Raw genomic sequence first — 26424 nt, 5'->3', positions numbered from 1 at the left:
TTACGCGCCCTTGGCGGCGACCAACTCGTCGATGCGCGCGCTGAGGTTTTTCAGGACGAAGTATTGTTCGGTAGTCGCCTTACCGTCGTTGACTTCCTGGGTCCATTTCTCCAACGGGAGCTTGATTCCGAAAGCCTTGTCGATCGCAAAAGCAATATCGAGGAAGTCCAGACTGTCGATCCCCAAATCATCAATGGCATGGCTCTCGGGCGTAATTGTATCGCGTGGGATGTCGCAGGTTTCCGCAATAATGGTGGCGACCTGATCGAATGTGGAAGACATCGCTAAGCCTTTGATACATTGAAGAGTAGGTACGCCACATAGGCGTACGACGCCGACGCCGTCCCCGCAAGGTCCGGTCCTTCGTGCCGAGCCCATATATCGGAGCGCTGTCCCGAGTTCAATGGTGGCGGGCATTGGATGACGCCGTATTCCATAGCCGAATCAGTATGTTTCCTATCGTTGCCGTGTCTACGGTGGGGGTGTTGAGATGTGTGCACAACCCCGGAGCCCCATCTGGGCGCAATCCTGAATGTTGCGCAGATCGGCGATGTTCTTGGCCAACCACAGCCCGATGGCGATCAAGGCAATCGTGAAAGCCATTGCGGCCGCGTTTGCCAGCATCCGGTGGCTGAAGTCGTCGGGTTGGTCGCGAGAAGGTCGACGCGGCGACGCATCGTCAGCCTTGTCCGGCGAGCGGGCGTCTGCGGCATTCCCCGCCGGGGGGCGGTGCCTCGGCAATCCTGCACGGCCACGCGGCCGGAACTGGAGCACCACGTGCTCTTCCTCCGACACCCTGGGCCGCTGTTTTCTCATCGGTGCTTGGTCCACAAGCTCCGATATATTTTATCACGTCGCGTCCGATCCTGACACAGAAAGTCGTCTTGGCCGCGGCTGAAAACCAAGGAACCAGACGCTCCCGCTGTAGCCGCTGGCTGCTCCTGTTTAGGCAACCTCCCATCAGAAAAAGCCCGTCGTTCGGGTGCATGTTGGTGACGGCGTCGCGAAGGGCGCGGCGATGTCGCTACACGTTCTACCGCAACGGCCTTTTCAGTAGCGAGAAGCGGTCGGGATCATGGCTGAGAGACGGTTGCAGCATCGGCGCGTCCAGCGGGCGTAACGCGGGTCGTTCCATGGGGGCGGGATCATGGGGCGCATCGCGATGCGAGGTCGCGCCGCGCCAGCGCTCCAGAACGGCATCCACGAACTGCATATCCTGGCCGCGACTGGCCGACGGCACCGTCGAGATCTTGGCTTCGCTGCGGGGCAACTGGTGCGCCGGGACTTCCTTGAAGCGCAGCCGGGTGGGAAGCGCGACGCCTTCGCCGAAAGCCAGCACCTCGCGGGTTCCGAGCGACGGCACGAACGAGAGCAGGTTAGCAGCCGCATCCGAGACCGCCGAACGCAAGAGCGACTGGTCGCGGTCGTTGGCAAGACGCATCGTGAATAGCGTGTTGCACTGGGAAATGATGGTGGCGTCGAGTTCGGCCGGGCGCTGCGTGACCAGACCAAGATAAACGCCGTATTTGCGGCCTTCCTTGGCGATACGGGAGATCGCCTTGCGCGTGGGGCCGAAGCCGATACTTCGGTCGGCCGACGCATAGCGGTGCGCTTCCTCGCAAACGAACAGCAGCGGCGAGACGCCATCGCTCCATAGACCGAAGTCAAACGCCATGCGGCAGAGAACCGACACCACGGAGTCAACGACCTCGGCGGGAAAGCCGGCAAGCTGCATGATCGTCATTTGCTTGCCGTTGGCAGGCAGACGGAACAACAGGCTGACAACCTCGGCCATGGTGTCGCCGCCGACGTTGGCGTTGTCGAACATGAAGGCATAGCGAGGATCGTTGCGTACGGTTTCGATGCGCGAGATGAGCTTGTGGTAGACGATACGCGACGAGCGATTTTCCAGTCTGCCCATGCGCTCGTCGATCAACGACATCATGTCGACCAGTCGATAAGGCACCGGCGTGTCGGCCGTGAAGCCGACGCTCTTGGGATCGATACGTTTGAGGCTGGCACGATCTGCGTGCTGATACTGCGTATAGATTCCCTTCGCAATCGGGATCACCTCCGCAAGAACATCGAGCTCTTCCGGCACGCCGGGTCGGCCTCCAAACAGAACGTCGACGATTTCCTCGAAGTTGAACAGCCAGAACGGCAATTTCAGATTGCGCGGGTTCAGCACGAGGGCGTGATCGCCGAAACAGCGGCCGTACTCATTGTGTACGTCGAGCAGGAAGATGCGGAGATCGGGGCGCGATCTCACGATCTCGTTGATGAGCAGCGAAACGCCGCTCGACTTGCCGACGCCGGTCGAGCCAAGCACGGCGAAGTGCTTGCTGAGCATTTCTTCGACGTCGACAAAGGCTTTGACGGATTGATCTTGCTGCAACGTACCGACATCGATCTGATCCGCTCCGTTGGGCGCGTAAATGGTCCGGAGCTCCTGATTGGTGATCAGGTCCGCTAGATCATCGATCGCCGGATAGTTGGTGACGCCGCGCTGGAAACGCGGGCGGGGACCGGAGCTGTCAAGGATTTCGCCAAGCAGATCGACCGAGGCGCTTGCCATGAACTCATCAGAGGGCAGATTCTCGCAGGAGACCTCCGTAATCATCGCAACGATCGTGGAGGTCATGCTGCGCAGGCTGATGAACCGGCCGACGGTCGCGCGGGTCGCTGCCGGCGACATGCGGCCGGTCCTCAAAATACCCACGCGCGCCTGTGATCCCCGTACGGAAATGACACGTCCGAAGGAGCTTGCGGTAGTCGAATGAAGCATTTTTCTGATCACATTTCTTGTGTCGTGTGCTGCTGCAGCTTCAATGCTCGCATGGGTTATTGCAAAAAACTGTTAAGCCGAAGGTATCGATCACGTCCCCAGATCTGCCATGCGCGGCGACTGTCTCAATCGGGCGCGACCTGTTTTTCTTCTTGCTGTTTTTATTGCGAAATTCGGCAGTGAGGGCGGCAGGCGGCGCCCTGGGCTCTGGGACTTAAAGGTTCGTTTACCTTGAAGGTGGTGCCGATAGAATCCCAGCGCGGGCACATCCTCGCCGCGCGGATCGATCTGTGCCGCTCGGAGCTATCGCGCCGCGACGAACGGGATTCAATCCCGGTTGGGTAACTGGCTGGGGAACTAGGATTCGAACCTAGACAAACAGAGTCAGAGTCTGTTGTGCTACCGTTACACCATTCCCCAATTAAGCGATTGTTTTAACTTTCTTTTTTCGGAAAGTTTTGCAGTGTCGCTTAAAAGTTTTGCAAGCCCGACTATTTGCTCGCGTGATATAGCCGCCTCAATGTTCGTGGTCTAGCCCATAGGGCGGAAAGAGACGCCACTATTACCACAGCACGAGAGGGGTAGGGACACCCTTCAGATGGGCTCTCTATTTACGATTAATTGCAGCCGTTTCTGACCGTCGGCACCGACCCCCATTTGATCGCGGAAGTACATGTAATGCTCGACGTTCTGCCGTGACATGCCGTTGGCGATCGCCTTGCTCGGTGCGCGCCAGGATGCCGGTGCCACGCAGGCCGTGAATCGTCGGATGGTCGGCGTCGTCGGGTCAGGCGTGTATGGTCGAGCCCTTCGGCGAGTAGAGGTAGAGATCATCCTGGAAACGCTCGATTGGCTTTAGTCAGCGCGTGTTCGTGAATCCTCGCGCGGACGGTCGAGCCAATCGGGGCGCACCGCCATTTCATCGACTCGCAAATGTCACGTTTTCGGGGCCATCATGTCGACACCGTATTGCAGGTATGCCGATTTTGCACTGCGCAGGACTTCGAACTCCTGTTATGCGTTTGCCGGGCTTTAGCCGAAAGGCGACGAGATTCCAGCTCTTTTTCTAGAAGCTATCACGTGCCTGTGATCGGCCGCCTTCGGACTGGTAACAGACAGTCAAGGTTAGCTGGTAAAACAAAGGCCGCTACGGAGCGCACATGTCAATCGCGAATGACAACAATTTTCCGAAGAGACTGAATAACAGCCCGGCCGGTTGGGCTATGGCATCCGCGGTCGTCGTGCTGATGGCGAGCCTCGTGTATCTCACGAACGGGCGCAGCGGCCATGCGACGCCTCACGGGCACGAGCAGCATGCCGCTGTTCACTTTCAGCTGCACAGATGAGCTTGAGCCGCACGGCCCTCGCGGACGCTGACGGCTCTCTCTCTCTCTCTCTACCAACCTCTTTACGGCACAATATTGCTCGTTCCCGGCTTGGCGTATTTGATATTCTCGCCGCCGCCCTTCGCTAACGCATCCACGCGTCGCACGCTGGCGGCTGGAGCTTGACTGTCTGACAGACATAAAGACAGACGTGTACAGTGAAATTATGCATCCACCGCTCCGGAGAAATCCGCGGGCGGTTTTTTGTTGGGACAACACAGTGAATGCTGATTTATCGAAGCTCGATCACCCAAATAACACCGGGCAAGCGGGATGGAGTCTGCCGATCTTTGGTCAAGCTTTGGCGGGATAGAGTGTTTATTTTCGTCCAAAGGGTAACTTGATGTCGAAGCGCGTAACCAAGGCTAAACCTTGCAGAGATCGAGAAAAGCTCGGAATCTTACGGGTCAAGGATCATCGTAAAATCGAGGAACGTCTTCTCAGATTGCTTGATCGATACGGGGCATCGCCAGAGACGGATAAGCGTTGGCTGGATATTGGACGATCCTGCATTGAACAGGGGTTTATGGCGATAAACCGGGCTGTTTTCGAGCAAAAGCGAACTGAGTTGCCGGAAGACTGATCGGCCGATCTTAAGGCTAGGAATGTGGCGTCTCGATCCGGCAAGGCCAACTCTCGGCAAACGGGTCCGGGGCCGGAATGGATTTCGGTCGGCCGGCACGGGGTTGCGGCCATGGCCCGCGCGCTATTCGGCCGCTTCCTTGATCGAGTTGTGTCCCGATAGGTTACGACCGCCACGGCTCCAGCGGGACAGCCAGTTGGAGAACTGATCAAGATAGAGATAGACGACCGGCGTGGTGAAAAGCGTCAACGCCTGACTGACCAGAAGCCCGCCGACCATCGCATAGCCGAGCGGTTGACGAATCTCCGATCCAGTTCCGGTGCCCAACATCAGCGGCACGCCGCCGAGCATCGCGGCCATGGTCGTCATCATGATGGGCCGGAAGCGGAGCAGAGCGGCCTTGCGGATGGACTCTTCCGGTGACAAATGCTCCTCGCGCTCGGCCGCGATCGCGAAGTCAACCATCATGATGCCGTTCTTCTTGACGATGCCGATCAGCAGGATGATCCCGATCAGTGCGATCAGGCTGAAGTCGTAGCCGAACAGCATCAGCGTCGCGAGCGCGCCGACACCCGCCGACGGCAGCGTCGACAGGATCGTGATCGGATGGATGTAGCTTTCGTAAAGAATGCCAAGGATCAAATATACGACGATGAGCGCGGCCAGGATGAGCAGCGGAACGGTGCCGAGCGACTGCTGAAACGCTTGCGCGGTGCCCTGGAAGCTGCCGTTGAGGGTGGCGGGCGTACCGAGTTCTCGCATTGCATTCTGTATCGCGTCGGTTGCTTGTCCCAGCGCCACGCCTTGCGCGAGGTTGAAGCTGATGGTGATGGCGGGGAACTGGCCCTGATGGCTGATCGATAGTGGCCGCACCGGCACTGTCGTCCACTTGGCGAAAACCGAGAGTGGGACCTGTTCGCCGGTGAGCGGCGACTTGACGTAAATCTTGTCCAGCGTGTCGACCTTGCCCTGCAAGTCGGGAAGGATTTCGAGAATCACGCGATAGGTGTTGAGCTGCGTGAAGTATTGCGCGACCTGCCGCTGTCCGAAGGCGTCGTAGAGCGTATCGTCGATGAGCTGCGGTGTGACACCGTAGCGGGACGCCGCGTCGCGGTCGATTGTGAACGTTAGCGTGGTGCCGTTGGTCTGTTGGTCGGTGGCGACATCGCGCAGTTGCGGCAGCGTCTGCAGCTTCTTCAGAACCTTCGGCGCCCAGGCATTCAGCTCGTCGAGATCGGCGTCCTGAAGCGTATATTCGAATTGGGTGCGGGTCGCGCGGCCGCCGAGCCGGACGTCCTGCGAGGCCTGAAGAAACTGTCGCGCGCCTTCCACCTGCTCGAGCTTCGGCCGTAGCCGCTCGATCACTTGCTGCGCCGACGCATCGCGCTCCTCCCGCGGCTTCAGCGTGACGTACATGCGGCCGTTGTTGAGTGCGCTGCCGCCGCCGCCGATGAACATGGCGATGCTGTGCACGGCGGGATCGGCCAGCACGATCCCGCCGAGCTCCTCCTGCTTCTTCTTCATTTCCGCGAACGAGATGTCCTGCGCGGCCTCGGAGGTGCCGAGGATCATGCCGTTGTCCTGCTGCGGGAAAAACCCCTTCGGGATGATCACGAACAGGTAGATCGAGAGGCCGAGCGTCACGAAGAACACGAGAAGCGTGGTGCGTCGCCAGCGCAGCACGAGATCGAGACCGCGGCGATAGGCATTGAGCAGCGCATCGAAACCGCGCTCGCTGAATTGGTAGAGCCGACCGTGCTTCACGCTGTCATGACTGCGCAGGAAACGCGACGCCATCATTGGGGTCAGCGTCAGCGATACGACGAGCGACACGAAAATCGCCATTGCCAGCGTCACCGCGAATTCACGAAACAGCCGCCCGATGATGCCGCCCATCAGCAGCAGCGGAATCAGCACGGCAATCAGCGAAATGCTGATCGACATGATGGTGAAGCCGATCTCGCCCGCGCCTTTCAACGCCGCCGCCATCGACTTTTCGCCCTGTTCGATATAGCGGCTGATGTTTTCCAGCACGACGATAGCGTCGTCGACGACAAAGCCGACCGAGATCGTCAGCGCCATCAGCGACAGGTTGTCGAGCGAATAGCCGAATGGCCACATCAGGGCGCATGCGCCGAGCAGCGCCAGCGGAACGGTGACGCTCGGGATGATGGTCGCCCAGAAGTTGCGCAAGAAAAGGAAGATCACCATGATGACGAGGCAGATGGTGATGAGCAGGGTGATCTGAACGTCTTCGATTGCGGCGCGAATGGTGGTGGTGCGGTCGCTGATGATCTTGATCTTGATCGCAGGCGGGATCGCCGCGATCAGTCTGGGCAACTCCGCTTTGATCCTGTCGACGGTGTCGATGACGTTGGCGCCCGGTTGCTTGAAAATGATGAGGAATACGCCGCGCTTGCCGTTCGCCCACGCTGCCTGCTTGTTGTCCTCGGGGCCTGTCACCGCCCGGCCGATGTCGCGCACGCGCAGCGGCGCTCCATTGCGATAGGCGATGATCACGTCGTTCCAATCCTTCGACGCGGTCAGCTGATCGTTGGCATAGATGGTGTAGCTGCGCGTTCCGCCGTCGATGCTGCCTTTGGGAGCGTTGACAGTCGTCAGGGTGATCTGGCTGCGGATGTCCTCGAGCGACAGGCCCTTGGCCACGAGCTTCGCCGGATCGATCTGGATGCGGATCGCCGGTTTCTGCTGGCCGCCAACGAAGACCTGCGCGACGCCGGAAATCTGGCTGATCTGCTGCGCCATCTGGGCGTCTGTGTCGTCGCTCACCGTCGTCAGGGGCAGGGTGTCGGATGTCGCCGACAGCAACATGATGGGCGAGTCGGCGGGATTGACCTTGCGGTAGGTCGGCGGACTCGGAAGGTTCTTCGGCAACTGGCCGCTGGTGGCGTTGATTGCGCCCTGAATGTCGTTGGCCGCGCCGTCGATGTTGCGGTTGAGATCGAACTGGATCGTGATCGACGTCGACCCGATCGAACTGGTCGATGTCATCTGCGCGATGCCGGGAATCTGCGCCATTTGCCGCTCGAGCGGCTGCGCCACCGACGACGCCATGGTTTCGGGACTTGCGCCGGGCAGGTTCGCCTGGACCTGGATCGTGGGGAAATCGACCTGCGGCAACGGCGCGACCGGAAGCAGCGGGAAGGCTACCAGACCGACAAACAGAATGCCCGCCATCAGCAACGATGTTCCGATGGGATAGCGAATAAACGGCGCAGAAATGCTGTCGTTCATCCTAGTCGCCCGATGACTCGGAGCTCGCGAGTGTCGCCGTCACGACCGATCCTGGTTGAACCCGATACTGTCCGGCGACAATAACACGCTCTCCCGGAGCGAGCCCTTTTTCGATGATGGTTTCGCCGTCGATCGACTTGCCAACCTTGATCTTGCGAAACTCAGCTTTGTTGTCTTCCTTGACTACGTAAGCATAAAGTCCGTCGGTTCCATGCTTGACCGCGTCATCGGGAGCCACGACGGCATCCTTCGTAGTGGACACTAGCAGACGGGTCGAGACCGATTGCCCGGGCCACAGGATATGATCCTTGTTCTCGAAAACCGCCTTGAGGCGGATAGTCCCGCTCGCGGTGTCGACCTGATTGTTAATTAGCGTCAGCGTTCCTTCGGAAAGCATCCTCTTGCCGTCGGGTGAGTACGCGACCGTCTTCGGCGAACCGGCCGCGATGGCATCCTTGATTTGCGGCAGTTGATCTTCCGGCGCGGTAAAAATCACGGCGATCGGCTCGATCTGCGCGATGGTGACGATGCCGGTCTGGGTTGAGGCATTGACGATGTTGCCCCGATCGACAAGACGGAAACCGGTGACGCCCGCAATCGGCGCACGGATGCCGGTGTAGTCAAGCTGGGTCTGTGCATTGGCAATCGCGGCTTCGTCCGCAGCGATCTGTGCGGTGAGTTGCTGCACCATCGAACGCTGAGTGTCGGTCTGCTTCCGCGTCGCGAATTCGCCGAGCTTGGTATAGCGCTGCAGGTCGAGTTCGGCATTGGCCAGATTGGCTTCATCTTGCGCTTTCTTGGCCTTGGCCTGGTCGAGCGCGGCCCGGTACGACCGCGGATCGACCATGGCGAGCAGGTCGTTCTTTTCGACCAGCTCGCCCTCCTTGAAGGCGATCCGGTCGATCTGACCATCGACACGCGTGCGGACCACGACGGTGTTGAATCCCTGCACGGTTCCAAGTCCGGTCAGATAGATTGGAAAATCACCTTTGCGTACGGTTGCGATCCTGACCGGAACCGGCGGAACCTGTGCAGCGTTGCTGGTAGGCTCGTTGTGCTTTCCCACGCCGTGGTGCCACAGCGCGTAGCCGCCCATCACAGCGATCACCGCGACGAGGGACGTCCAACCGACAATTCGCGACCGGGACATGATGCTCGCGCCTTGGAGTTTAGAGGCTTTCAAAAATACTCGCGCCGCCGTGGTATATCCATGCGTATTGCGTGTAAACACACCATCCCTTGAAGTTCTGAGCAATCAGAACGCTTTGGACGCTGTCGACCTACGCGAGGGCGCGCCAACCTTGAAGGTGGTGGCGCCCGTGTTCCGTCTTTTTTCTGATAGCGGAGCATGGTAGGAGTGCCCGTACACGCAGCCTGTTTTTTCGATCTGGACGGCGCTACAGAGCCTTGTCGAACGCTTTGGGCTGATGATCCCTGAAATGGTAAATTGGTCGGCATCTATGATCTTGTTTTCTGTTGAGCCGAGATGTGAACGCAGTGATGTTTAGAGCGTCGCTGAGGACGATTTCGCTTGCGGTCACGCTGACTGTCTTGTCGCTGGTTTCCCCCGCGATTGCGCAGCAGACCAGTGCGCCGCATCCGACGGCACCATCCGCGCAGACGCCGGCATTGTCTGCGCCGGCAACGACGGTTCATGCGCCCTCGTCGGTCTCCAGCGCATCGGGACCGTCTTCCATTGAGGCCGCGCCGTCCCCCGCCGGTGACGCCGGCGCTAACCTGCTGGAGCAGGCGTCACCTCACGACCTGTCTCCGTGGTCGATGTTTATGTCGGCCGATATTGTGGTCAAGCTGGTGATGATCGGTCTTGCGTTTGCCTCGCTGGTGACGTGGACGATCTGCATCGCGAAAATGGTGGAGCTGTCGCTGGCGCGGCGCAAACTGGGCGCGGCGCTGACGGAGGTCAGCGAGTCACGCTCGCTGGCGGAAGCGCAGCTGGCGCTTGGCGCAAAGGATGGCGTGCTGGCGTCGTTGCTGGCGTCGGCGATGCACGAGGCGCGGCTGTCGGCCGGAATTTCCAGCGACGCCGGCATCAAGGAGAGAGCGGCGTCGAACTTCGCTGAAATCGTCCGCGCTGAATCCCGCCACATCCGGCTCGGCATGGGGCTGCTTGCGACGATCGGCGCGACGTCCCCGTTCGTTGGTCTGTTCGGCACCGTATGGGGCATCATGAACAGCTTCATCGGGATTTCGAAGTCGCAGACCACGAACCTCGCGGTGGTGGCGCCTGGTATCGCCGAGGCCCTGCTCGCGACGGCGCTCGGTCTGGTCGCGGCGATTCCCGCGGTCATCATCTACAATCACTTCGCACGCTTGACGAAAGGCTACGTCGAGCTGGTCAGCCGCGCATCGGGATCGGCCGGCCGGTTGCTGTCGCGCGATCTTGATCGCACGCATGTCGGTTCGATCGGCGGGGCGCGGTCGCGCGCGGCGGAGTAGGCGATGGGCGCATCGATTGCAGAAGGCGGCCTCGACGACGACGAGGATTACGCTGAAGCGCACGAGATCAACGTCACGCCGTTCATCGACGTCATTCTGGTTCTTCTGATCATCTTCATGGTGGCGGCGCCGCTGTCGACCGTCGATCTTCCGGTCAACCTGCCGACGTCGAGTGCGACACCGCAGAAGAAGCCTGACAAGCCGACCTATGTCAGCATCAAGGCCGATCTTGCCGTCGCCATCGGCGAGACCATGGTCAAGCGCGTCGATCTGGTGCGGACGCTGGACAGCACGCCGAACATAACCAAGGACAGTTTCATCTTTCTGCGGGCAGACCGCGCGGTGCCTTACGGCGACCTGATGGACGTGCTGGAGATCCTGCGCGTGGGCGGCTTCACGAAAATCAAGCTGGTTGCGCTCGAGGGTGTTCCGGACGCCCAGTCCGTTCCGGCCGCGGCTAGCGCAAAGCCCTGACCATGTCTGAGATCATCGCAGAGCCACCGCCGTCCCGCCGTCTTTGGGCTTTGTCAGCGGCTGCCGCGCTCGTGATCCATCTCGGTTGCGTGGCGCTGGCGGTGGCTCACATGCAAACCGATGAGTCGGACGATGATCTCGGCGCGCCGGCGATCGAGATCGGACTCGATCTGTCCTCGCCGCATCGGGAGGCGACCGACCTTCCGCCCGGACCGGACACCGACGCATCCGTCGCCTCGCCCGCGCTTGCCGAGCAGAAGGCGGTCGAGAAGGAAACCGATCTGCCCAAGGACACGCCGACGGAGACCGCTGAACCGGATCGGATCGTCACCGAGACCGACTCAAAAAAGCCGGTCGATGACGACCCCGAAAAGGCTGCGAAGCCGACGACGGCCTCGCAGGAATCGGCGGCCTCTGAAGCGACCGCGATGCCGAGCGTTGAGAATGCCCAGGAATCGGAGCGTTCGGTCGCGCCGCAGCAAGGCACCGGCGCAAGCGCGCGCCGAATCCTGGCCACCTGGCAGAAGGAATTGGTGGCTCATCTCGACAAGCACAAGCGCTATCCGCCTGAACACATCCAGAAAAACGTCGAGATTCTCGTCAACTTCGTGCTCGATCGCCTCGGCCATGTCGTGTCGGCCACCATCGTGAAGGGATCGGGTGATCCGGTCTTCGACAACGCCGCACTTGCCATGATGCACCGGTCCGATCCGGTGCCGCCACCCCCGCCGCTGATAGCGGACGAAGGATTGAGCTTCACGCTGCCCGTCGTCTTCCGCTTCAAAGGAAAAGGATAAGGCGGCGATCGCTGGCGTCTGCGTCACAGCCAGCCGGATCGCGATGCACAGTCGCTATCATTGCAGAAGAAAATACCGGATACCGACGTAAATCAGCGCAAGACAGATGAAGATCAGCGCAACCGGCACGCGCGGCCGTGTGTTCGCCGCGGAATTGGCCGCCGGCAGTGGTTGCGGAGCGGGCCGTTTGAAGGCCATGACATTGCTGGTATCGATGATCGGGTCTTTTGGCATCGACTTGATGTCGGGCGCCGTTCCGGTGCCGCCCATGTCGACATAATAAGCCTTGTAAATCAGGTCGATGGTTGCCTCGCTCGCCTCTGCCTCCGGCATCGTTTCGACCAAACCCTTGTAGCTCGAAAGGAATGTCAGGGCTTCGGCCGGAAGTGACGAAGAGCCATTCAGCTTCACCATCATTTTCCAGGTTGCGAAGTCGGCGCGTGCCTTGGTGTCGGCACGTCTTGCAATCATTTTGTCCTGTGCTTTGATCAATTGACTACGCCCCTTGCAACGCTCTTTTATTATATATTCCCGGTGACCAGCAAAAGAAGCTGTATCACATAACCGGTGACTGTTTTCACGATGGTGGAGATCAGGTCAAGATTGAGACCGAGCTGGTTGCCGAGCACCGGAAGCAGCAGGAGGGCCCCAATCAGTATCAGCATCCCGTAGGGTTCCAGGCGGGAGAGCGGGGCAGCCAGAACGTTTGGCAGCAGGCCGACCGCGACCCGTCCGCCGTCGAGTGGTGGGATCGGCAGCATGTTGAAGACCGCGAGAACGACGTTGATGATCAACGCATTCTTCAGATTGTCGGCCACCCATTGTGCGCTGTTGCCGGGAACCAGGCCGAGCCCGTGAAATGCCGATGCCGCGACGAGAGCCAGCAGGATGTTGGTGGCGGGTCCGGCAAGCGCCACCCAGACCATGTCCATGCGGGGGTGGTTCAAGTTTCGGAAATTTACCGGAACCGGTTTTGCGTAGCCGAACAGGAAAGGCGCGTGCGACAGCAACAGAATGCCCGGCAATATCACGGTACCGAAGGGATCAATGTGCCTGAGCGGGTTAAAGCTGACGCGGCCGAGCTTCCAGGCGGTGTTATCGCCGAGCCGGTACGCGACGAATCCGTGCGCCGCCTCGTGAAAGGTGATGGCGATAACCAGCGGCAGCACCCAGACCGACAGCGTGTAGAGTGAAATGCCCGACAATCGACGACCTCGTTCGGGTGCGACTGGAACGAACCCTATCATAGGTCGCCAGGGCTATGACAGAGAGGTCAGGGGGCATGGAGGGGTGTATCTCTCCGACCAAACGGGATATGTCTGTGAAGAGTGACTGGTTCAAGCGCTCGCTTGGCGGCTTTGCCGGGCAATGAAGCAACGTTTAATCACAACACCTAAGCGTCTTTCAGATAGTAATTCGCTTGCTTGCCGAGCGCGATGCGACGCAGGATTCGCCGCATCGTCATCGAGGTTCGCAACGGGCGGACCGCCGTCGTCCCCGCTCGATAGAACGCCAACTTCACGCCATCGAATGCAGGCTGAATGCCCGGCGGTTTTTGTGGCCAGCCGAGACCGCGCAGCATCGAATTGAGGAAGTGCAGGTCGTTGGCGCGGCGGACCTCGCGCGTTTTCCAGGTAATGGCCATCGAAATCGAGTGCGATCCCGCGGTGCGTACCCAATGCGGCCATTGATAAGGCACGAAACAGCCGTCACCGCCGAACATGTGGAATTCGATCCCGCGCGGTGCGAAGCTCTCATCATATTTCAGATTGCGGTGTTTCGTCATTGAACGCTCGATCTCGTCATCCGATACGAGGCAGCGGTCCGTGTTGTCGTAAATCGTGAAGAATTTTTCGCCGTGGATTTGGACGAAGAAGTTGTCCTCGCTGTCGAGATGAAACGGCGTCGTCGAATTCGGTGATGAGACGAACAGAAAGCCCTCGATCTGTTCAAATCCGGCGTCGCTCAAGCTGTCGAAGCCGCGCGCGCGCGCGACCGATAGCAGTGCGTCCTCGATCAAGCGGCGATACTCCGGCGCGTTTTCCACGCGTTTCAATACCATCCAGGCACCGGCGGTTTCGATCCGCTTCACCACATCGACCGGATCGAGGTCTACCGTCGGGATCGCATCGGGATCCTGGCTGATTGCGACGTTGCCGGAATTGTATTCGATCAGGTCACGCGGCAGCTCGGCAGCCAGTTGCGCGATGCGCGGTAGCGTCAATAGCGGATGTCCCACAAGCTTGTGCCGGATCGCGAAGGGCTTGAGTGGGAAGTCGCGTCGAAGCGCATCGTTGGCCGCGGTGATGACCGGCACATGTGCGGAAGCATTCATGCTTTTTTCTCTTGACGTTCGCGGAGGATGTTGACGACGCGGCGTGCGGGCTCGCGTAGTAGCCGGCGCAGCGAGATCGCCGCTTTTGTGAGCGGAACGGCGGGATCGCCGCGGCGAAGCGGGATCAGCACATCGCCGATCGCAAGCCGCCCGCGCCAGATTGGGTCGATCATCGGATGACCCGGATTTGCGGTGGAATCCGCCAGGGTGATCGCGGGGTCGGCGCAGAGATGGCGCGTGAGATCGAGCGTCAACTGCACGCCGGGTGAAAATTTCGCGAAACGTTCGTCAACGCCGAGCTTGAAATAGAATGCGCGGTCCTGGTGGCGCAGCACGACCGCCGCTGCCACAGGCGTCGGACCGGCGTGCAGGGTTACGATTTCACACTGGCCTCGCTTGGCGAGTGCCGGCGCGGCGCGGCGGATGAAGGCTGCATCGCCGCTATGCTGGATCAATGCGGTCCCTCGCTGTGCCTTCCAGCCGCTGGCCTCCAGCGCGAGGAAGGTCTCAAGCGCTCGCGCGACGTCGGCGGTAGAGCGTGCGACCTGAAATGACACTTGGCCATGCTCCGCAAGACGATTGCGCTGGCGCCGCAGCTCCTTGAGCTTCTTGACGCCCAGCGCCTCGCGCAGCAGTTCTTCCGCCTCGCGGGTGGCGTCGAGGCAGGCGCGCACATGGCCATGCAGCCTATGCGGCTTGAGGCCGTCGTGTTCGAGGGCTGTCGTGATGGCTTTCATGGCGGCGCCGTCGAGCGCGATGTTGCGCAGAATCAGCGCGCGTTGGCCGAGGGCACGTGCCTCGCGCAGCAGCGCTGCTGCGGCTTGATTCGCGAGGCCGTGGTCGAGCAGCGGTGTGCAAAGCGTTCCGTAAGGATCGGCGCTGACCAGAACGGGAAGTGGAATCCGGTAGGCTCGCCAGGCGGAGATAACAGGGATCAGGCCGATGAGAGTCTCCGAGCCCGATTTGCCAGATAAAAGGTCCGAACGCGCCGTCAGCGCCGACGCGTTGGTCCTGTCGCGCGCCGAGGCGTCGAGCGCCAGCTCCCAATCCGCGAGATAGTAGCCGTTGGGCTCGACAGCACGGTCGGCAAGTGATCGCCAACGGCTGGGATCGAGCGTTGCAAGGGCCGCGGCCCCGCGGCGTGTTGCGCTTGCAGACGGACGTGCCGTGAACCCGCGCCTCGATAAACCACGAGCAGGAGCCCAGTTAACAATATCGACCATGTACGCAATCCCCGTTCGCGGTGGCCATGAGGTGAGCGCGCAGCGGCGCCTTGGTGTTCATGGAGGTGGAGATTATTTGGAATATTCGAAAGAATGCGTTGGCCGTTACACTTGTTTTTGACCTAAGAATTAACCGTGCATTCACCTTGCCTGAGACAGACGTTCAGTTGATCGCCGTTTCTTCCCGGCGTTCTTGACGGTGTGCCGCCAAAGCCGCAGGGGCAGCAGATCGTGGCCGCTGATCGAAAGCGCCTGCCTTGCAATCGTTTCTACGTAGCTGTCGGCCATCCTGTGGTCTGCACCACAGGCAAAATGCGAACGGGCCCTAAACCTGCCGAAGCGGTAGAGAGGACGTGGTTCGACCGACCGGCGAAGGTCGAATTGACATGCGACACATGCGCGCGCGATGAACTAACGCGGCCGGTGAATCGACAACGGTTGGAAGAGATTTGCGCGGAGCTGTTCCATGACATTTTCAATGATCCGCTCGATCGTTTTCGGGGCGATCGCTGCGATGGTGCTGACCGCGCATCCGGCTGCTGCGGAAAACCGACTCGCGTTGGTGATCGGTCAGTCGGCCTATCGAGCAGTGACGCCGCTGCCAAATCCCGCCAACGACGCCAGGGCTATGACCCAGATGCTTGGCGACGCCGGTTTCGAAGTGCTGACGGCCTCCGACCTGTCGCAGACCGAAATGCGCGAGAAGGCCGGAGAATTCGCGGCAAAGATCGCAGAGAAGGGCCCTGACACCATCGCGCTGATTTTCTACGCCGGTCATGGCTTGCAGGTCGATGGCGAGAATTTCCTGGTCCCGGTCGATCTCGATCCAAAGCGCGAAGCCGATATCCCGCTGCAGGCGGTTCGCCTGAACGACATCATGAATACGCTGACATCGGTTCCGAGCCGCATGCGCATCGTTCTTCTCGATGCGTGCCGCAATAACCCGTTCCCCGCGATCAACAAGACGGTGGGACACGGTCTCGCCATCGTCGATGCCAAGGTGGCCGCGCCCGGCACATTCCTGTCGTTTTCAACGTCGCCGGGCGCCGAGGCGGAAGACGGCACGGGCGCCGACAGCCCCTACACGACCGCGCTATTGTCCGTCAGCCGGCAGCCGGGGCTTTCGATCGAGGAAGCCTTCAAGCATGTTCGCCTGGAGGTCAACAAAACGACGAATGGCCGCCAGACTCCCTGGGACAGTTCCTCGCTGACGGACGGTTTCCAGTTTTTTCCCGCAGCATCCGAAGCCGCGTCTCCTGCCGTTTCCAAGAGCAGGCGGACGGTCGCGGAATGGCGCAGTGAGCTGAAAGGCAAGACCGCTGAGCAAGCGCACGAGCTGATTGTCGGCGACGGCAGCGACCAAGCCTATGAGGCGTTCCTTGGCCTCTATGCTGACTCGCCGCTCGATCTGGAGGCGCGGCAGTGGCTCGATCGTCACCGGCGTATGGCGGCCTGGAGCAGGGCGGTCCTCGCCAATACGGCGGCCGGATATCACGCCTTCCTCGCCGATTATCCCGATAGCGATCTGACGCCGACGGCACGCAAGCTGGAGGAGCGTCTGCGCAACCGGCCCGACAATCCGGCCGTGGCGGTGGCCGCTGTAACGGCCGGCCCGACCTGTCCTTGCAGCGCGCCGTCGCAGGAGCCGAAGAAGAAAGTCGAAGCGCCGCAAAAGAAAAAACAAGCCCAGCCGTCCCGGCGTGGCGAGGCGCCTCCACGCCAACGTCATCGCGAAGCGGACGATGTTTATGTCGACGACGTGCCGCCTCCGCGCAGCTACGTACCGGTGCCGGTACCCTCAATCGGCATCATCGGTGGTTTTGGCGGAGGAGGGTTCGGACGTGGCCCGGGCGGGTACGGCGGTTCTGGCCGAGGTGGAAACGTGGGCAGTCCAACGGGCCGATTTTAAGGACGCATTCGGCAAGCACTGGTCGGGGTCGGCGCCGGCCGGTCCCTTCAAGGTTCCCTCACAACGAACGACACGCTTGAGCGATTGTCGGGCGCATCACTCGTGTCTCGAGACTCACGGCGTTTTCGAGCGGTGAGCCGCTTGAAACCGAAAGGATCTGGCGTCTATGCTATGCGCTGTGGGGAGGAGTTATGATGAAGGTTCTACGCGCATCCATGCTCATGGCGGTTCTGGTGTCGGGGCCGGCTTTCGCCCAGGCGCCGCATTTCAACATGATGGCTGACGGGCCTGGAAAGACGCCGGAGCAGATCGAGAAACAGAAGGCCATCGAGAAAGCTTACAAGGACACGCTACGGAAAATTCCCGATGCTGCGGGAGGCAACGATCCCTGGGGTGGCGTGCGAAACGAGGGTCAGCCCAAGGCCATTGCCAAAAACAAGGCAAAGTCCAGGATAGGGGCCGCAGGCGGCACGGCAAACTAGCTTGCCCCGGCGGTTTTCATCTTCGAATTAGTGGACAACTGAGACGCCTCGCGCGTGCGAAACAGGCTCATTCGCTCTGACCATGACAACCCTACAAACAACAACGTCACCTGAGCGGAATATGATCGCCCGGTGACGTTGCGTCTAGACTGGGCAGTGCAATCCCCCAGCCCTTTCTCTGTCTCTGCACCGCGGCAAAGGTTCAAACTGGATTTTCGCTGGACGCAGATGAAACATGCTACATTTTGCATCCTAACTGGATGAAAGCTTCTGTGTTGCGGTCCAGATATAGGAGATTTTCCGGCCTGTAGCGTTATCGAGGCTCACCAAGGCCGTCGAGAAAACGGATTTCCATAAACACACGTGCCCCGCCGCCGATGAGGCGGACTTCGCCGTAGGTTCAGGCGCTCCCCGATCGTTGCCGGTCATGTCGGCCCTCTTCGCGCTGCTCATGCGAACTTGCGGCCAGGAGCGGCTGCTGATTCGGCCAGCAGACCATCAATTGGAAAGTTTTGATTAAGATTCGGCGCTCATTCTACGCAAATCTGTTTTGTGTACCGGAGAAACACCATGCTGACCACCGAACCTGGTTTGGCCCGGAATTTTCTCAATATTGCGCTAGGCGGCTTCGGCGTGCTTGTCGCGGTGCTGATAGGGGTAGCGCTGAGCTGAGACACCTGCAAGATATCCACGGTCGGCCAAAGGGCAGCAGATTTGTCCGGGTGCCATAGCTCAATCGATTGGAGCAACCGACGTGGGTAACAGCAGCGGGTTGGACAAGGGATTAATGGCCCTGATCCAGAACGTTTTGGGGACGCGTCATAACGCGCCCCTGCCTGAGGCCGAGCTGCCCGAAGACAACCCGCTCGCTTCATCGGAATCGCTTGGCGCCGAAGCCTCGCCACAGCCGGGGACAGCGGGTCCGGTTGAAGAAGCCGCCGCAACGCCGCCGGACCAGCCGGAGAGCTACGACCGCCGCAAAACCGCCGACGAATTGGCGGGCATCATTCTGAAGGCGCTGCAAACGCTTGACGGCGCGCCGGCTCGTGGATTCGTGGTGACCGTTTACGGCGGAAACCCGTGGAATGCGATGCTGACGATCAAACCGGAAGCCGGGCCGATCGCCGATCCGGGCCTGTGGCGCACGCGTGTCCGGGACATGGCTGCGCGGTTACGTCAGGACTTCGATCTGGCGGAGATGTAACGGCCGAACAGAGCAGGGTGGCCTATCAGGCGCGCCCGCGTCGTGGTCCGGTTAAGGCCGCGACCAGTAGCCGTCAATCGCGTGAGCCAGGAAAATGCCGGCGCTCATAATTCCAAAGACGGCAGTAATTGCTTCCAGCATCGTACTTAATCCTGCTACCCAGCGATCGCCAGCAAATGCAAATCGCGTTGCACAGTCAAAAGGATTTTGGCGGCGCTGCCGACTCCACGTCGTGCTGATGATTTCCGGCAACACTGCTGACCTTGTCTGTATACGATTGCCGGGGGGTAACCGTCGGAGTCGAGGCGCGCATCAATGCGGCTTAGGCTTGTCGATCGCCAGACTTAGACAATGACGGGTTGGATTCGATCGGCATCGTCAGGCCGGTCGAGCGTCGAATCGGAAAGCAGCACGCCCTTGCAACCTGCGAGGACAACGGCCGTAACGTCGTCGATCTCGCGTGCATTGATCCAGCCGGCGACGTTTTTATATGCCGAATGCTTGGCCAAGAGCCCTTGCCAAGGAAAAGCCGGCCCGGGTCAGGGTGCCGTGATTGTAATTCGTATCCCATTGATTGATTGCGACCAGCACGATCGCCAGCACCAGGATCTTTTTCATCACGGTAGGCTGGCACCAGACTCTTAAGATCAAATTAGGAGAGGATTTCGCGATCGGATAGGGACGCAACAGATCGTGCGGTGATGGCTGATAAACGACTAGGTCTTCATTTGGTTCAAGATCAAATAGGACCACTGAGGTCGGAAACCGGCCAGTACCCGGGATTTAACCGAGGAGGCCCGTAAGCGCGCGATGCACGAATGAAAGAGGCCGCCCACTGAGGCGGCCTTGGCCCGGAGCGCGGTGCCGTCGCTCCGGATTGGTCTCTCGCAGAGTGCGGGTGCACCACGACCACACCAACAAAACCTAAAATAGGCCACTGCGTTTTTCAACTTAGGCCACTCACTGAGGCCGGGAACCGGCCAGTACCACCCTACGGATATATACCCTATGGACATGTAGAACATACCATGATATAGAATGAGCATTCTCCTAGGAGGGAGAGTGTAATGGCTCAAAAGCCGTCGAAAATTCGTGAGTTTCAGAAGCGGTTCCCCGACGAAGATAGCTGCCTGACGCACTTGATGCGCACCCGGTTCGGTGAACGTCTGACCTGCTTTAAGTGTCAGAAACGGGCGACCTATTACCGGGTCAAAAACCGCCGCTCATTCGAGTGCGAGCATTGCGGCTATCAGGTCTATCCGACCGCTGGCACACCGTTTGAAAAGACCCGTACCAACCTGCGGGACTGGTTCTACGTCATGTTCCTGTTTTGCGAGACGCGGAACGGCGTGGCTGCCAAGGAAGTGCAGCGCCAGCTAGGCGTGACCTACAAGACCGCTTGGCGCATGTGCTATTTGATCCGGCTCTATATGGGCTACGTGGACGGCGACTATCCGATGGGCGGTCCCGGCAAGACCGTTGAAGCTGACGAAACTTTTATCGGCGGCAAAGGACAAGAAGGGCAAGGACGACAAAGCGATTGTCATGGGCATGATTGAGCGGGGAGGCGATGTCGTTACGCGTGTCGTTCATGCCCGCACCAAGGCTCATATCCTGCCGCATATCGTTCGGTTTGTGAAAGAAGGCTCGCGCGTCCATACGGACGAAGCGTCAAGCTTCAAGCTGCTTAAAGAGAAATATGGTTACGACCATGAAGCGGTCGATCACTCCGCAAAAGAATACGTTCGCGGCGACGTTCACACCAACTCAATCGAGTCTTTCTGGTCGCAGGTGAAGCGCGGGATCAACGGGACTTACGTTTGGGTTTCGAAGAAGCACTTGCAGCTTTACCTGCGCGAGTTCGAGTATCGCCATAACCTGCGGAAGCAGCCCGGCCTGATGTTCGAGCTTCTTTTGCAGGCGTTCCCGAAGGTGCGGGTCGAGTAGCCATGGCGTGAAGTAGGCTATCAAAGCGCTTGTGGGGCTTGATCTTTGTCAAGTTTCCTTCTCCCACTCAGATACCCAATCCGACACCTCGCGACCTTGCAGGATCATGAACCTGACGTTGCCGTTTTGGTCGTTAAGGCCGCGCACTATTTCAAAATAGGTGGCGTTCTGCTCTTTATTATCTGGGCCCACAATGACAATTCGACCCCTTGTTAGGGTGGCCGCCACATTACCCTCATAGAGGGGATTGTTGGTAACGAGATTACCAGACTGTGGGTCCGTTCCCCACCACAAATCTTCCACGCCGCCGTTCTGTTTAGTTCCAGTATGAGCCACCGGAAGCGTGAACCGCTTTCCCTTTATCGGCTCCTTGACCGGATCAAGCTCAAACCGAACCGGGGACATCCAACCGTTGCGATAAATTGAGTACTCAACGAGTACCCGGAGCCTATCGGTCGTTCGCGTAGGCGTCCCCAGAAATACCAAGGGGTGCTTTTCATCGACCCACTTCGTTAAAGTCGGCTCTTTCACGAACTGCTCTGGGGGAGTCGCTGCTTTCACAGCGGTGACTGCCTTCCCTTGACCGAAGTAGAAGACAGCCCCAATCGCGGTTCCGGCTAGCAATAAGACGCCAGCAAAACCCATTATTCCAAGTATCCACGGAACCAAATTGCGCCCCATCGCCCGAGACCAGCCCGGTGGATTGTTCCGCAGATGCCGCAGCCATTTCAACGTCGAAATGCAATACCCCACAATGGCGACCAGCAGCCCCGCAATGCTGACGACCCCGATCAGAATGATCGCCCATGATGGCAACTGCCATTCCATATAATGGGCAAACATTAGAAAGCCGGGACCACATGCAGCCCCCAACCCCGAGATGGTAGGATTTGGCAGGTGTGGAGACTGTGTTTCCTGCATTGAACTGCCCGCGAGTCCGCTAGTGTCGATCTAGCTATTGTTGAACGGGCAGGCATATACCACAATCGGTTGATACATGTCCAAAGGGTATACATCTGCCCCGATTAGCGAAAGAACATATTGCGAACTTAGAACAAATGAGGTACATATTTTCCATTCAATCAACCACGGCGCCATTCGTTGTCCCGCCCGCGAATCCCGTTCATAAGGAGCCCGGCCTATGTCCCAAGCTGCCCTGCGTATCGTCGAAGGATCCTCCATGGATAAGTCCAAGGCCCTGTCCGCCGCGCTGTCACAGATTGAGCGTCAGTTCGGCAAGGGCTCGGTGATGAAGCTGGGCAAGAACGACAAGTCCATGGATGTGGAGGTTATCTCCTCGGGCTCGCTGGGCCTCGACATCGCGCTCGGCGTTGGCGGCCTCCCCAAGGGACGCATCGTGGAGGTCTACGGTCCGGAGTCCTCCGGCAAGACCACGCTAGCGCTGCATGCGGTCGCCGAGGCGCAAAAAAAAGGCGGCATCTGCGCCTTCATCGACGCCGAGCACGCGCTTGATCCGGTCTACGCCCGCAAGCTCGGTGTGAATGTCGACGATCTCCTGATATCGCAGCCCGATCACGGCGAGCAGGCGCTGGAAATTGCCGATACGCTGGTGCGCTCGGGCGCTGTGGATGTGCTGATTATCGACTCGGTTGCGGCGCTCGTGCCGCGTGCCGAGCTCGAGGGCGAGATGGGTGACGCGCTGCCGGGGCTACAAGCGCGGCTGATGAGCCAGGCGTTGCGCAAGCTTACCGCCTCGATCAACAAGTCCAACACCATGGTGATCTTTATCAACCAGATCCGCATGAAGATCGGGGTGATGTACGGTTCGCCGGAGACGACAACCGGCGGCAACGCGCTGAAGTTCTATGCCTCGGTGCGCCTCGACATCCGCCGCATCGGGGCGATCAAGGAACGCGACGAGGTCGTTGGCAATCAGACTCGCGTCAAGGTCGTGAAGAACAAGCTGGCGCCGCCTTTCAAACAGGTCGAATTCGACATCATGTACGGCGAGGGCATCTCCAAGATGGGAGAAATCCTCGATCTTGGCGTCAAGGCCGGCATCGTTGAAAAATCCGGCGCCTGGTTCTCCTATGACAGTCAGCGCATGGGGCAGGGCCGCGAAAACGCGAAAGCGTTCTTACGGGCCAATCCCGACATCACCGCCAAGGTCGAGACGGCCATCCGGCAGAATTCGGGACTGATCGCAGAGCAGATTCTGGCCGGCAGTCCTGAGCGGGACGCCGACGATGACGAGACGGAAGCGGAGGATTGAGTCTTTCGTCTTACGGAAGCACAAGCGCGCTCGATGATGTTGATCGCCGCGTTTCCACCAAACACGGACGTGTCCGGGTCAAGCCGAAGACCATTTTTCTGCCGAGAACGCTTAGGTCGACCGGCTAAAGTGTTTTCGAGCGAAGTGGATACCGGTTCGCGTGAGAAAACGCGTCTAATCAATAGATGGAGTCTTTCACCGTTTCCGTAAACGATGAAGGACTCTGAGGTGAGTTTCCAAGACCCCGGGCTCGTGCGAGTCGGGTTGGTGCGATCCGCGAAGACGGGAATCTTTCGTGGAAATCTGTGTCGCGCCTCTTGGAAGAGACGGGCGCTGTGGATGTTGAGTTGCCGACATCCCCAGCGTCCGGCTTTGCCATCCTTCATCCCTCTCCCAAAAGGAGAAGGATGAGAACGCTGAGTGGAATGCAGCCTGTGATCTTCTACTCCGCGGCTTGCGCGTAGTCTTCGATGGGTGGACAGGAACAGACGAGATTGCGGTCGCCATAGGCATTGTCGACCCGTCCGACCGGAGACCAGTATTTATCCGACCGCGAGGTTCCGGACGGGAAGCAGCCTTGGGCTCGGCTATAGGGCCGTGACCAGGCGTCGTCGGCGATGTCATGCACGGTATGTGGTGCATGGCGCAGCGGCGATGCCTCGACTTTCCAGCGGCCCGCCTCGATCTCGGCAATCTCGTGCCGGATCGCGATCATGGCGTCGCAGAATCGGTCCAGCTCCGCTTTCGATTCGGATTCGGTCGGCTCAATCATCAGCGTGCCGGGCACCGGAAAACTCATGGTCGGGGCATGGAAGCCGTAGTCGATCAGCCGTTTGGCGATGTCGTCCACGGTGACGCCGGTTTTGGCCTTCAGTGCGCGGGGGTCGATGATGCATTCATGCGCGACCCGCCCTTTGACGTTGCGATACAGCACCGGGAAATGCGGGTCGAGCCGCTGTGCGATATAGTTGGCGTTGAGGATCGCGACTTCGGTCGCTCGCGTCAGGCCTTCGCCGCCCATCATCAGCATGTAAATGTAGGAGATGGTCAGGATCGAGGCCGAGCCGAACGGCGCCGCCGAGACCGGTCCGACCGCGGACGGCGTTGCACCGTCGGTCTCGGGGTGCCCGGGCAGGAAAGGTGCGAGATGCGCCTTCACGCCGATCGGGCCCATACCCGGTCCGCCGCCACCGTGGGGGATGCAGAAGGTCTTATGCAGGTTGAGATGGCTGACGTCGGCGCCGTAGTCGCCGGGCCGCGACAGGCCGACTTGCGCGTTCATGTTGGCGCCATCGAGATAGACCTGTCCGCCGTGGCCATGCACGATGTCGCAGATTTCGCGGATGTGCTCTTCGAACACGCCGTGTGTCGACGGATAGGTGATCATGATGGCGGCGAGACGATCGGCGTGCTGCGCCGCCTTGGCCTTCAAATCGTTGACGTCGACGTCCCCGCGCGTATCACAAGCCACCACCACGACGTCCATGCCGGCCATGTTGGCGGAGGCGGGATTGGTGCCGTGCGCCGAGGAGGGAATCAGGCACACCGTGCGGTGCCCTTCGCCGCGTGCCGCATGATAACTGCGGATCGCCAGAAGCCCGGCATATTCACCCTGTGCGCCAGAGTTCGGCTGCAGCGAGACGGCATCGTAGCCGGTGATGTCGCGCAGCCATTGTTCGAAGTTTTCGAACAGTATGTGATAGCCTTCCGCCTGCTCCATCGGCGCGAACGGGTGCAGGTTCGCGAAAGCTGCCCATGTCAGCGGAATCATTTCGGTGGTGGCGTTGAGCTTCATCGTGCAGGAGCCGAGCGGGATCATTGCGCGGTCAAGCGCGAGATCGCGGTCGCTGAGCTTACGCATGTAGCGCAGCAGCTCCGTTTCGGAGCGGTGTTCCTGAAAGACCGGATGGGTCAGATAGGGTGTCTTGCGCTCGAGATAGGCTGGCAGCAAATCGGGAGCGTGCGCTTCGACGTCGGCATAAGAGAATGTGGCGCCAAATGCGCGCCACACCGCTTCGACAGTCTCCGGTATCGTGAGTTCGTCGAGCGCGATGCCGAGGGTGCCGTCTGTGTTGATCCGGAAGTTGATGCCCTGGCTGCTTGCGCGGTAAGCGATTTCGCCTTGCCGTTCGCCGGCGTTCACGGTCAGCGTATCGAAAGCTGTACTATTCAGGGGCGCGAAACCGAGCCTCGTCAATCCCGCCGCCAACGTCGCGGTGTGTCGATGCACGGTGCGCGCGATCTGCGCCAGTCCTTTTGGGCCATGATAGACCGCATACATCGAGGCGATCACCGCCAGCAGCACCTGCGCGGTGCAGATGTTGGAGGTGGCTTTCTCGCGGCGAATGTGCTGCTCGCGGGTCTGCAAAGCAAGGCGATAGGCCGGCGCCCCGCGTGAATCCACCGACAGACCGACGATGCGGCCGGGCAGCAGCCGTTTCAGCGCGTCACTAACCGCCATGTAGGCGGCATGTGGACCGCCATAGCCCATCGGCACGCCGAAGCGCTGCGCGGAGCCGACGGTGATGTCAGCGCCGAGTTCGCCGGGCGAGGTCAGCAGCGTGAGCGCCAGCAGGTCGGCTGCGACCACTGCAAGGCCGCCTTTCGCCTTGATCGCGGCGATGGCTGGGCGCAGGTCGCGTACAACGCCGGATGTGCCGGGATATTGCAGCACCGCGCCGAACACGTCCGCTTTGTCGAGATCGCGCAGCGGGTCGCCGGTGATGAGCGTCCAGCCCAGCGGTTCTGCGCGGGTTCGCAGCACGGCAAGGGTCTGCGGATGCACGTCATGATCGACAAAAAACGCTTTTGTTTTCACCGATGATGCGCGCTCCGCCAGCGCCATTGCCTCCGCCGCCGCCGTTGCTTCGTCCAACAGCGATGCGTTGGCGACATCGAGGCCAGTGAGGTCGCAGATCATGGTCTGGAAATTGAATAGCGCTTCCAGCCGGCCCTGGCTGATTTCAGCCTGATAGGGCGTATAGGCCGTGTACCACGCCGGATTTTCCAGGATGTTGCGCTGGATCACCGCGGGCAGGATCGTGCCGGAATAGCCTTGCCCGATCAGCGACGTGAACGGCTGGTTCTGCGCGGCGAGGCTTTGCATATGCGCCAGCGCTTCGGTTTCGCTGAAGCCTTGACCGAGATCGAGCGGCGCAGCCTGCCGTATCGACGAGGGCAGCGCCTCGTTCATCAGAGCCTCAAGGCTCTTCGCGCTCACGGTTTCCAGCATTGCAGCGATATCGCGTGACGATGGACCGATATGGCGACGCGCGAAGGTCGTAGCGGGCTCTTCACGGGCGATCATTGAAAGGCTCCTTGGATGCCTGAATAAAGTTATGAATGCCTCATGCCG

Annotated in this window: 22 protein-coding genes, 1 tRNA gene and 1 pseudogene; 9 read left to right on the top strand and 15 right to left on the bottom strand. The window is 59.9% G+C overall.

From position 1 onward, the window contains the following. The 4 genes from ACZ5IL_RS15980 to ACZ5IL_RS15965 all read right to left on the bottom strand — a co-directional run bounded on the left by ACZ5IL_RS15980 (position 1) and on the right by ACZ5IL_RS15965 (position 3205). Complete coding sequence (locus ACZ5IL_RS15980; RefSeq protein WP_002711294.1) at positions 1 to 282, bottom strand: acyl carrier protein; 282 nt, start codon at positions 280 to 282, stop codon at positions 1 to 3. Between the two features lie 189 nt (positions 283 to 471). Next, positions 472 to 816, bottom strand: coding sequence for a hypothetical protein (locus ACZ5IL_RS15975; RefSeq protein ID WP_464592998.1), 345 nt, complete (start codon positions 814 to 816; stop codon positions 472 to 474). A gap of 217 nt (positions 817 to 1033) precedes the next feature. Next, on the bottom strand, positions 1034 to 2785 hold the full coding sequence (locus ACZ5IL_RS15970) for an ATP-binding protein (RefSeq protein ID WP_464592996.1): 1752 nt from the start codon (positions 2783 to 2785) through the stop codon (positions 1034 to 1036). Positions 2786 to 3131: 346 nt separating this feature from the next. Beyond that, positions 3132 to 3205: transfer RNA gene (locus tag ACZ5IL_RS15965), tRNA-Gln, on the bottom strand. A 740-nt stretch (positions 3206 to 3945) separates the two neighbouring features. On the opposite strand from ACZ5IL_RS15965, the gene ACZ5IL_RS15960 reads away from it, so the two are divergent. Further along, on the top strand, positions 3946 to 4131 hold the full coding sequence (locus tag ACZ5IL_RS15960) for a hypothetical protein (RefSeq protein WP_464592994.1): 186 nt from the start codon (positions 3946 to 3948) through the stop codon (positions 4129 to 4131). 745 nt (positions 4132 to 4876) lie between these two features. Here the strand turns inward: ACZ5IL_RS15960 and ACZ5IL_RS15955 are convergent. Next, the gene (locus tag ACZ5IL_RS15955) at positions 4877 to 8008 is read right to left on the bottom strand and encodes a multidrug efflux RND transporter permease subunit (protein WP_464592992.1); all 3132 of its coding nucleotides are present in this window, start codon (positions 8006 to 8008) and stop codon (positions 4877 to 4879) included. Between the two features lies 1 nt (position 8009). Further along, positions 8010 to 9158, bottom strand: a complete 1149-nt coding sequence (locus ACZ5IL_RS15950) for an efflux RND transporter periplasmic adaptor subunit (RefSeq protein ID WP_464592990.1) — start codon at positions 9156 to 9158, stop codon at positions 8010 to 8012. Between the two features lie 350 nt (positions 9159 to 9508). On the opposite strand from ACZ5IL_RS15950, the gene exbB reads away from it, so the two are divergent. From exbB to ACZ5IL_RS15935, 3 genes are read left to right on the top strand one after another with little or no spacing between them, the layout of a single operon-like run. After that, the gene (gene exbB / locus ACZ5IL_RS15945; protein WP_464592989.1) at positions 9509 to 10465 is read left to right on the top strand and encodes a tonB-system energizer ExbB; all 957 of its coding nucleotides are present in this window, start codon (positions 9509 to 9511) and stop codon (positions 10463 to 10465) included. Positions 10466 to 10468: 3 nt separating this feature from the next. Then, on the top strand, positions 10469 to 10939 hold the full coding sequence (gene exbD / locus ACZ5IL_RS15940) for a TonB system transport protein ExbD (RefSeq protein WP_464592987.1): 471 nt from the start codon (positions 10469 to 10471) through the stop codon (positions 10937 to 10939). A gap of 2 nt (positions 10940 to 10941) precedes the next feature. Next, positions 10942 to 11736, top strand: coding sequence for a TonB family protein (locus ACZ5IL_RS15935; protein WP_464592985.1), 795 nt, complete (start codon positions 10942 to 10944; stop codon positions 11734 to 11736). Positions 11737 to 11793: 57 nt separating this feature from the next. On the opposite strand, the gene ACZ5IL_RS15930 is transcribed toward ACZ5IL_RS15935, so the two are convergent. The 5 genes from ACZ5IL_RS15930 to ACZ5IL_RS15910 form a co-directional block, all read right to left on the bottom strand. Further along, positions 11794 to 12228, bottom strand: a complete 435-nt coding sequence (locus ACZ5IL_RS15930; RefSeq protein WP_079446425.1) for a hypothetical protein — start codon at positions 12226 to 12228, stop codon at positions 11794 to 11796. Between the two features lie 29 nt (positions 12229 to 12257). Next, positions 12258 to 12983, bottom strand: coding sequence for a site-2 protease family protein (locus tag ACZ5IL_RS15925; RefSeq protein ID WP_464592983.1), 726 nt, complete (start codon positions 12981 to 12983; stop codon positions 12258 to 12260). 146 nt (positions 12984 to 13129) lie between these two features. Next, a complete protein-coding gene (locus ACZ5IL_RS15920; protein WP_464592981.1) occupies positions 13130 to 14071 on the bottom strand; it encodes a JmjC domain-containing protein in 942 nt (313 codons plus the stop codon). Then, positions 14068 to 15294, bottom strand: a complete 1227-nt coding sequence (locus ACZ5IL_RS15915) for a GNAT family N-acetyltransferase (RefSeq protein WP_464592979.1) — start codon at positions 15292 to 15294, stop codon at positions 14068 to 14070. Before ACZ5IL_RS15915 ends, ACZ5IL_RS15920 begins: the two co-directional genes overlap by 4 nt. A 141-nt stretch (positions 15295 to 15435) precedes the next feature. After that, the gene (locus ACZ5IL_RS15910) at positions 15436 to 15582 is read right to left on the bottom strand and encodes a hypothetical protein (protein WP_464592977.1); all 147 of its coding nucleotides are present in this window, start codon (positions 15580 to 15582) and stop codon (positions 15436 to 15438) included. Between the two features lie 178 nt (positions 15583 to 15760). Here ACZ5IL_RS15910 and ACZ5IL_RS15905 point away from each other — a divergent pair, with 178 nt between their 5' ends. The 3 genes from ACZ5IL_RS15905 (at position 15761) to ACZ5IL_RS15895 (ending at position 18889) form a co-directional block, all read left to right on the top strand. Next, positions 15761 to 17203 (top strand): caspase family protein, encoded by a 1443-nt coding sequence (locus ACZ5IL_RS15905; RefSeq protein WP_464592975.1) that lies wholly within the window; start codon positions 15761 to 15763, stop codon positions 17201 to 17203. Positions 17204 to 17397: 194 nt separating this feature from the next. Next, a complete protein-coding gene (locus ACZ5IL_RS15900; RefSeq protein ID WP_464592973.1) occupies positions 17398 to 17685 on the top strand; it encodes a hypothetical protein in 288 nt (95 codons plus the stop codon). 754 nt (positions 17686 to 18439) lie between these two features. Further along, positions 18440 to 18889: a hypothetical protein gene (locus ACZ5IL_RS15895; protein ID WP_464592971.1), complete on the top strand. Its 450-nt coding sequence runs from the start codon at positions 18440 to 18442 to the stop codon at positions 18887 to 18889. Between the two features lie 344 nt (positions 18890 to 19233). On the opposite strand, the gene ACZ5IL_RS15890 is transcribed toward ACZ5IL_RS15895, so the two are convergent. Both ACZ5IL_RS15890 and ACZ5IL_RS15885 read right to left on the bottom strand, forming a co-directional pair. Beyond that, on the bottom strand, positions 19234 to 19398 hold the full coding sequence (locus ACZ5IL_RS15890; protein ID WP_464592969.1) for a hypothetical protein: 165 nt from the start codon (positions 19396 to 19398) through the stop codon (positions 19234 to 19236). Beyond that, complete coding sequence (locus ACZ5IL_RS15885) at positions 19376 to 19507, bottom strand: hypothetical protein (RefSeq protein WP_274533951.1); 132 nt, start codon at positions 19505 to 19507, stop codon at positions 19376 to 19378. Before ACZ5IL_RS15885 ends, ACZ5IL_RS15890 begins: the two co-directional genes overlap by 23 nt. Positions 19508 to 19956: 449 nt before the next feature. Here ACZ5IL_RS15885 and ACZ5IL_RS15880 point away from each other — a divergent pair. Next, positions 19957 to 20836, top strand: a pseudogene (locus tag ACZ5IL_RS15880) (IS1595 family transposase). Between the two features lie 48 nt (positions 20837 to 20884). Here ACZ5IL_RS15880 and ACZ5IL_RS15875 read toward each other — a convergent pair. Further along, positions 20885 to 21679: a hypothetical protein gene (locus tag ACZ5IL_RS15875; RefSeq protein ID WP_464592967.1), complete on the bottom strand. Its 795-nt coding sequence runs from the start codon at positions 21677 to 21679 to the stop codon at positions 20885 to 20887. A gap of 298 nt (positions 21680 to 21977) precedes the next feature. Here ACZ5IL_RS15875 and recA point away from each other — a divergent pair, with 298 nt between their 5' ends. After that, positions 21978 to 23069: a recombinase RecA gene (gene recA, locus ACZ5IL_RS15870; RefSeq protein WP_464592965.1), complete on the top strand. Its 1092-nt coding sequence runs from the start codon at positions 21978 to 21980 to the stop codon at positions 23067 to 23069. 442 nt (positions 23070 to 23511) lie between these two features. On the opposite strand, the gene gcvP is transcribed toward recA, so the two are convergent. After that, positions 23512 to 26376 (bottom strand): aminomethyl-transferring glycine dehydrogenase, encoded by a 2865-nt coding sequence (gcvP, locus tag ACZ5IL_RS15865; RefSeq protein WP_464592963.1) that lies wholly within the window; start codon positions 26374 to 26376, stop codon positions 23512 to 23514. Between the last annotated feature and the right edge of the window lie 48 nt (positions 26377 to 26424).

The sequence above is a fragment of the Nitrobacter sp. CN101 genome (genome assembly GCF_055390255.1).
Note: the sequence above shows the minus strand (reverse complement) of the source record. Positions and strands in the feature narration are given on the sequence as shown.

Bases quoted from the DNA above. Each gene is read 5' to 3' on its own strand.
- ACZ5IL_RS15955 (WP_464592992.1), bottom strand. From the start codon at position 8,008: ATGAACGACAGCATTTCTGCGCCGTTTATTCGCTATCCCATCGGAACA.
- ACZ5IL_RS15935 (WP_464592985.1), top strand. From the start codon at position 10,942: ATGTCTGAGATCATCGCAGAGCCACCGCCGTCCCGCCGTCTTTGGGCT.
- ACZ5IL_RS15900 (WP_464592973.1), top strand. From the start codon at position 17,398: ATGAAGGTTCTACGCGCATCCATGCTCATGGCGGTTCTGGTGTCGGGG.
- gcvP (WP_464592963.1), bottom strand. From the start codon at position 26,376: ATGATCGCCCGTGAAGAGCCCGCTACGACCTTCGCGCGTCGCCATATC.
- ACZ5IL_RS15885 (WP_274533951.1), bottom strand. From the start codon at position 19,507: ATGAAAAAGATCCTGGTGCTGGCGATCGTGCTGGTCGCAATCAATCAA.
- ACZ5IL_RS15920 (WP_464592981.1), bottom strand. From the start codon at position 14,071: ATGAATGCTTCCGCACATGTGCCGGTCATCACCGCGGCCAACGATGCG.
- ACZ5IL_RS15960 (WP_464592994.1), top strand. From the start codon at position 3,946: ATGTCAATCGCGAATGACAACAATTTTCCGAAGAGACTGAATAACAGC.
- ACZ5IL_RS15970 (WP_464592996.1), bottom strand. From the start codon at position 2,785: ATGCTTCATTCGACTACCGCAAGCTCCTTCGGACGTGTCATTTCCGTA.
- ACZ5IL_RS15925 (WP_464592983.1), bottom strand. From the start codon at position 12,983: ATGATAGGGTTCGTTCCAGTCGCACCCGAACGAGGTCGTCGATTGTCG.
- recA (WP_464592965.1), top strand. From the start codon at position 21,978: ATGTCCCAAGCTGCCCTGCGTATCGTCGAAGGATCCTCCATGGATAAG.
- exbB (WP_464592989.1), top strand. From the start codon at position 9,509: ATGTTTAGAGCGTCGCTGAGGACGATTTCGCTTGCGGTCACGCTGACT.
- ACZ5IL_RS15910 (WP_464592977.1), bottom strand. From the start codon at position 15,582: ATGGCCGACAGCTACGTAGAAACGATTGCAAGGCAGGCGCTTTCGATC.
- ACZ5IL_RS15950 (WP_464592990.1), bottom strand. From the start codon at position 9,158: ATGTCCCGGTCGCGAATTGTCGGTTGGACGTCCCTCGTCGCGGTGATC.
- ACZ5IL_RS15905 (WP_464592975.1), top strand. From the start codon at position 15,761: ATGACATTTTCAATGATCCGCTCGATCGTTTTCGGGGCGATCGCTGCG.
- ACZ5IL_RS15915 (WP_464592979.1), bottom strand. From the start codon at position 15,294: ATGGTCGATATTGTTAACTGGGCTCCTGCTCGTGGTTTATCGAGGCGC.
- exbD (WP_464592987.1), top strand. From the start codon at position 10,469: ATGGGCGCATCGATTGCAGAAGGCGGCCTCGACGACGACGAGGATTAC.
- ACZ5IL_RS15980 (WP_002711294.1), bottom strand. From the start codon at position 282: ATGTCTTCCACATTCGATCAGGTCGCCACCATTATTGCGGAAACCTGC.
- ACZ5IL_RS15875 (WP_464592967.1), bottom strand. From the start codon at position 21,679: ATGTTTGCCCATTATATGGAATGGCAGTTGCCATCATGGGCGATCATT.
- ACZ5IL_RS15975 (WP_464592998.1), bottom strand. From the start codon at position 816: ATGAGAAAACAGCGGCCCAGGGTGTCGGAGGAAGAGCACGTGGTGCTC.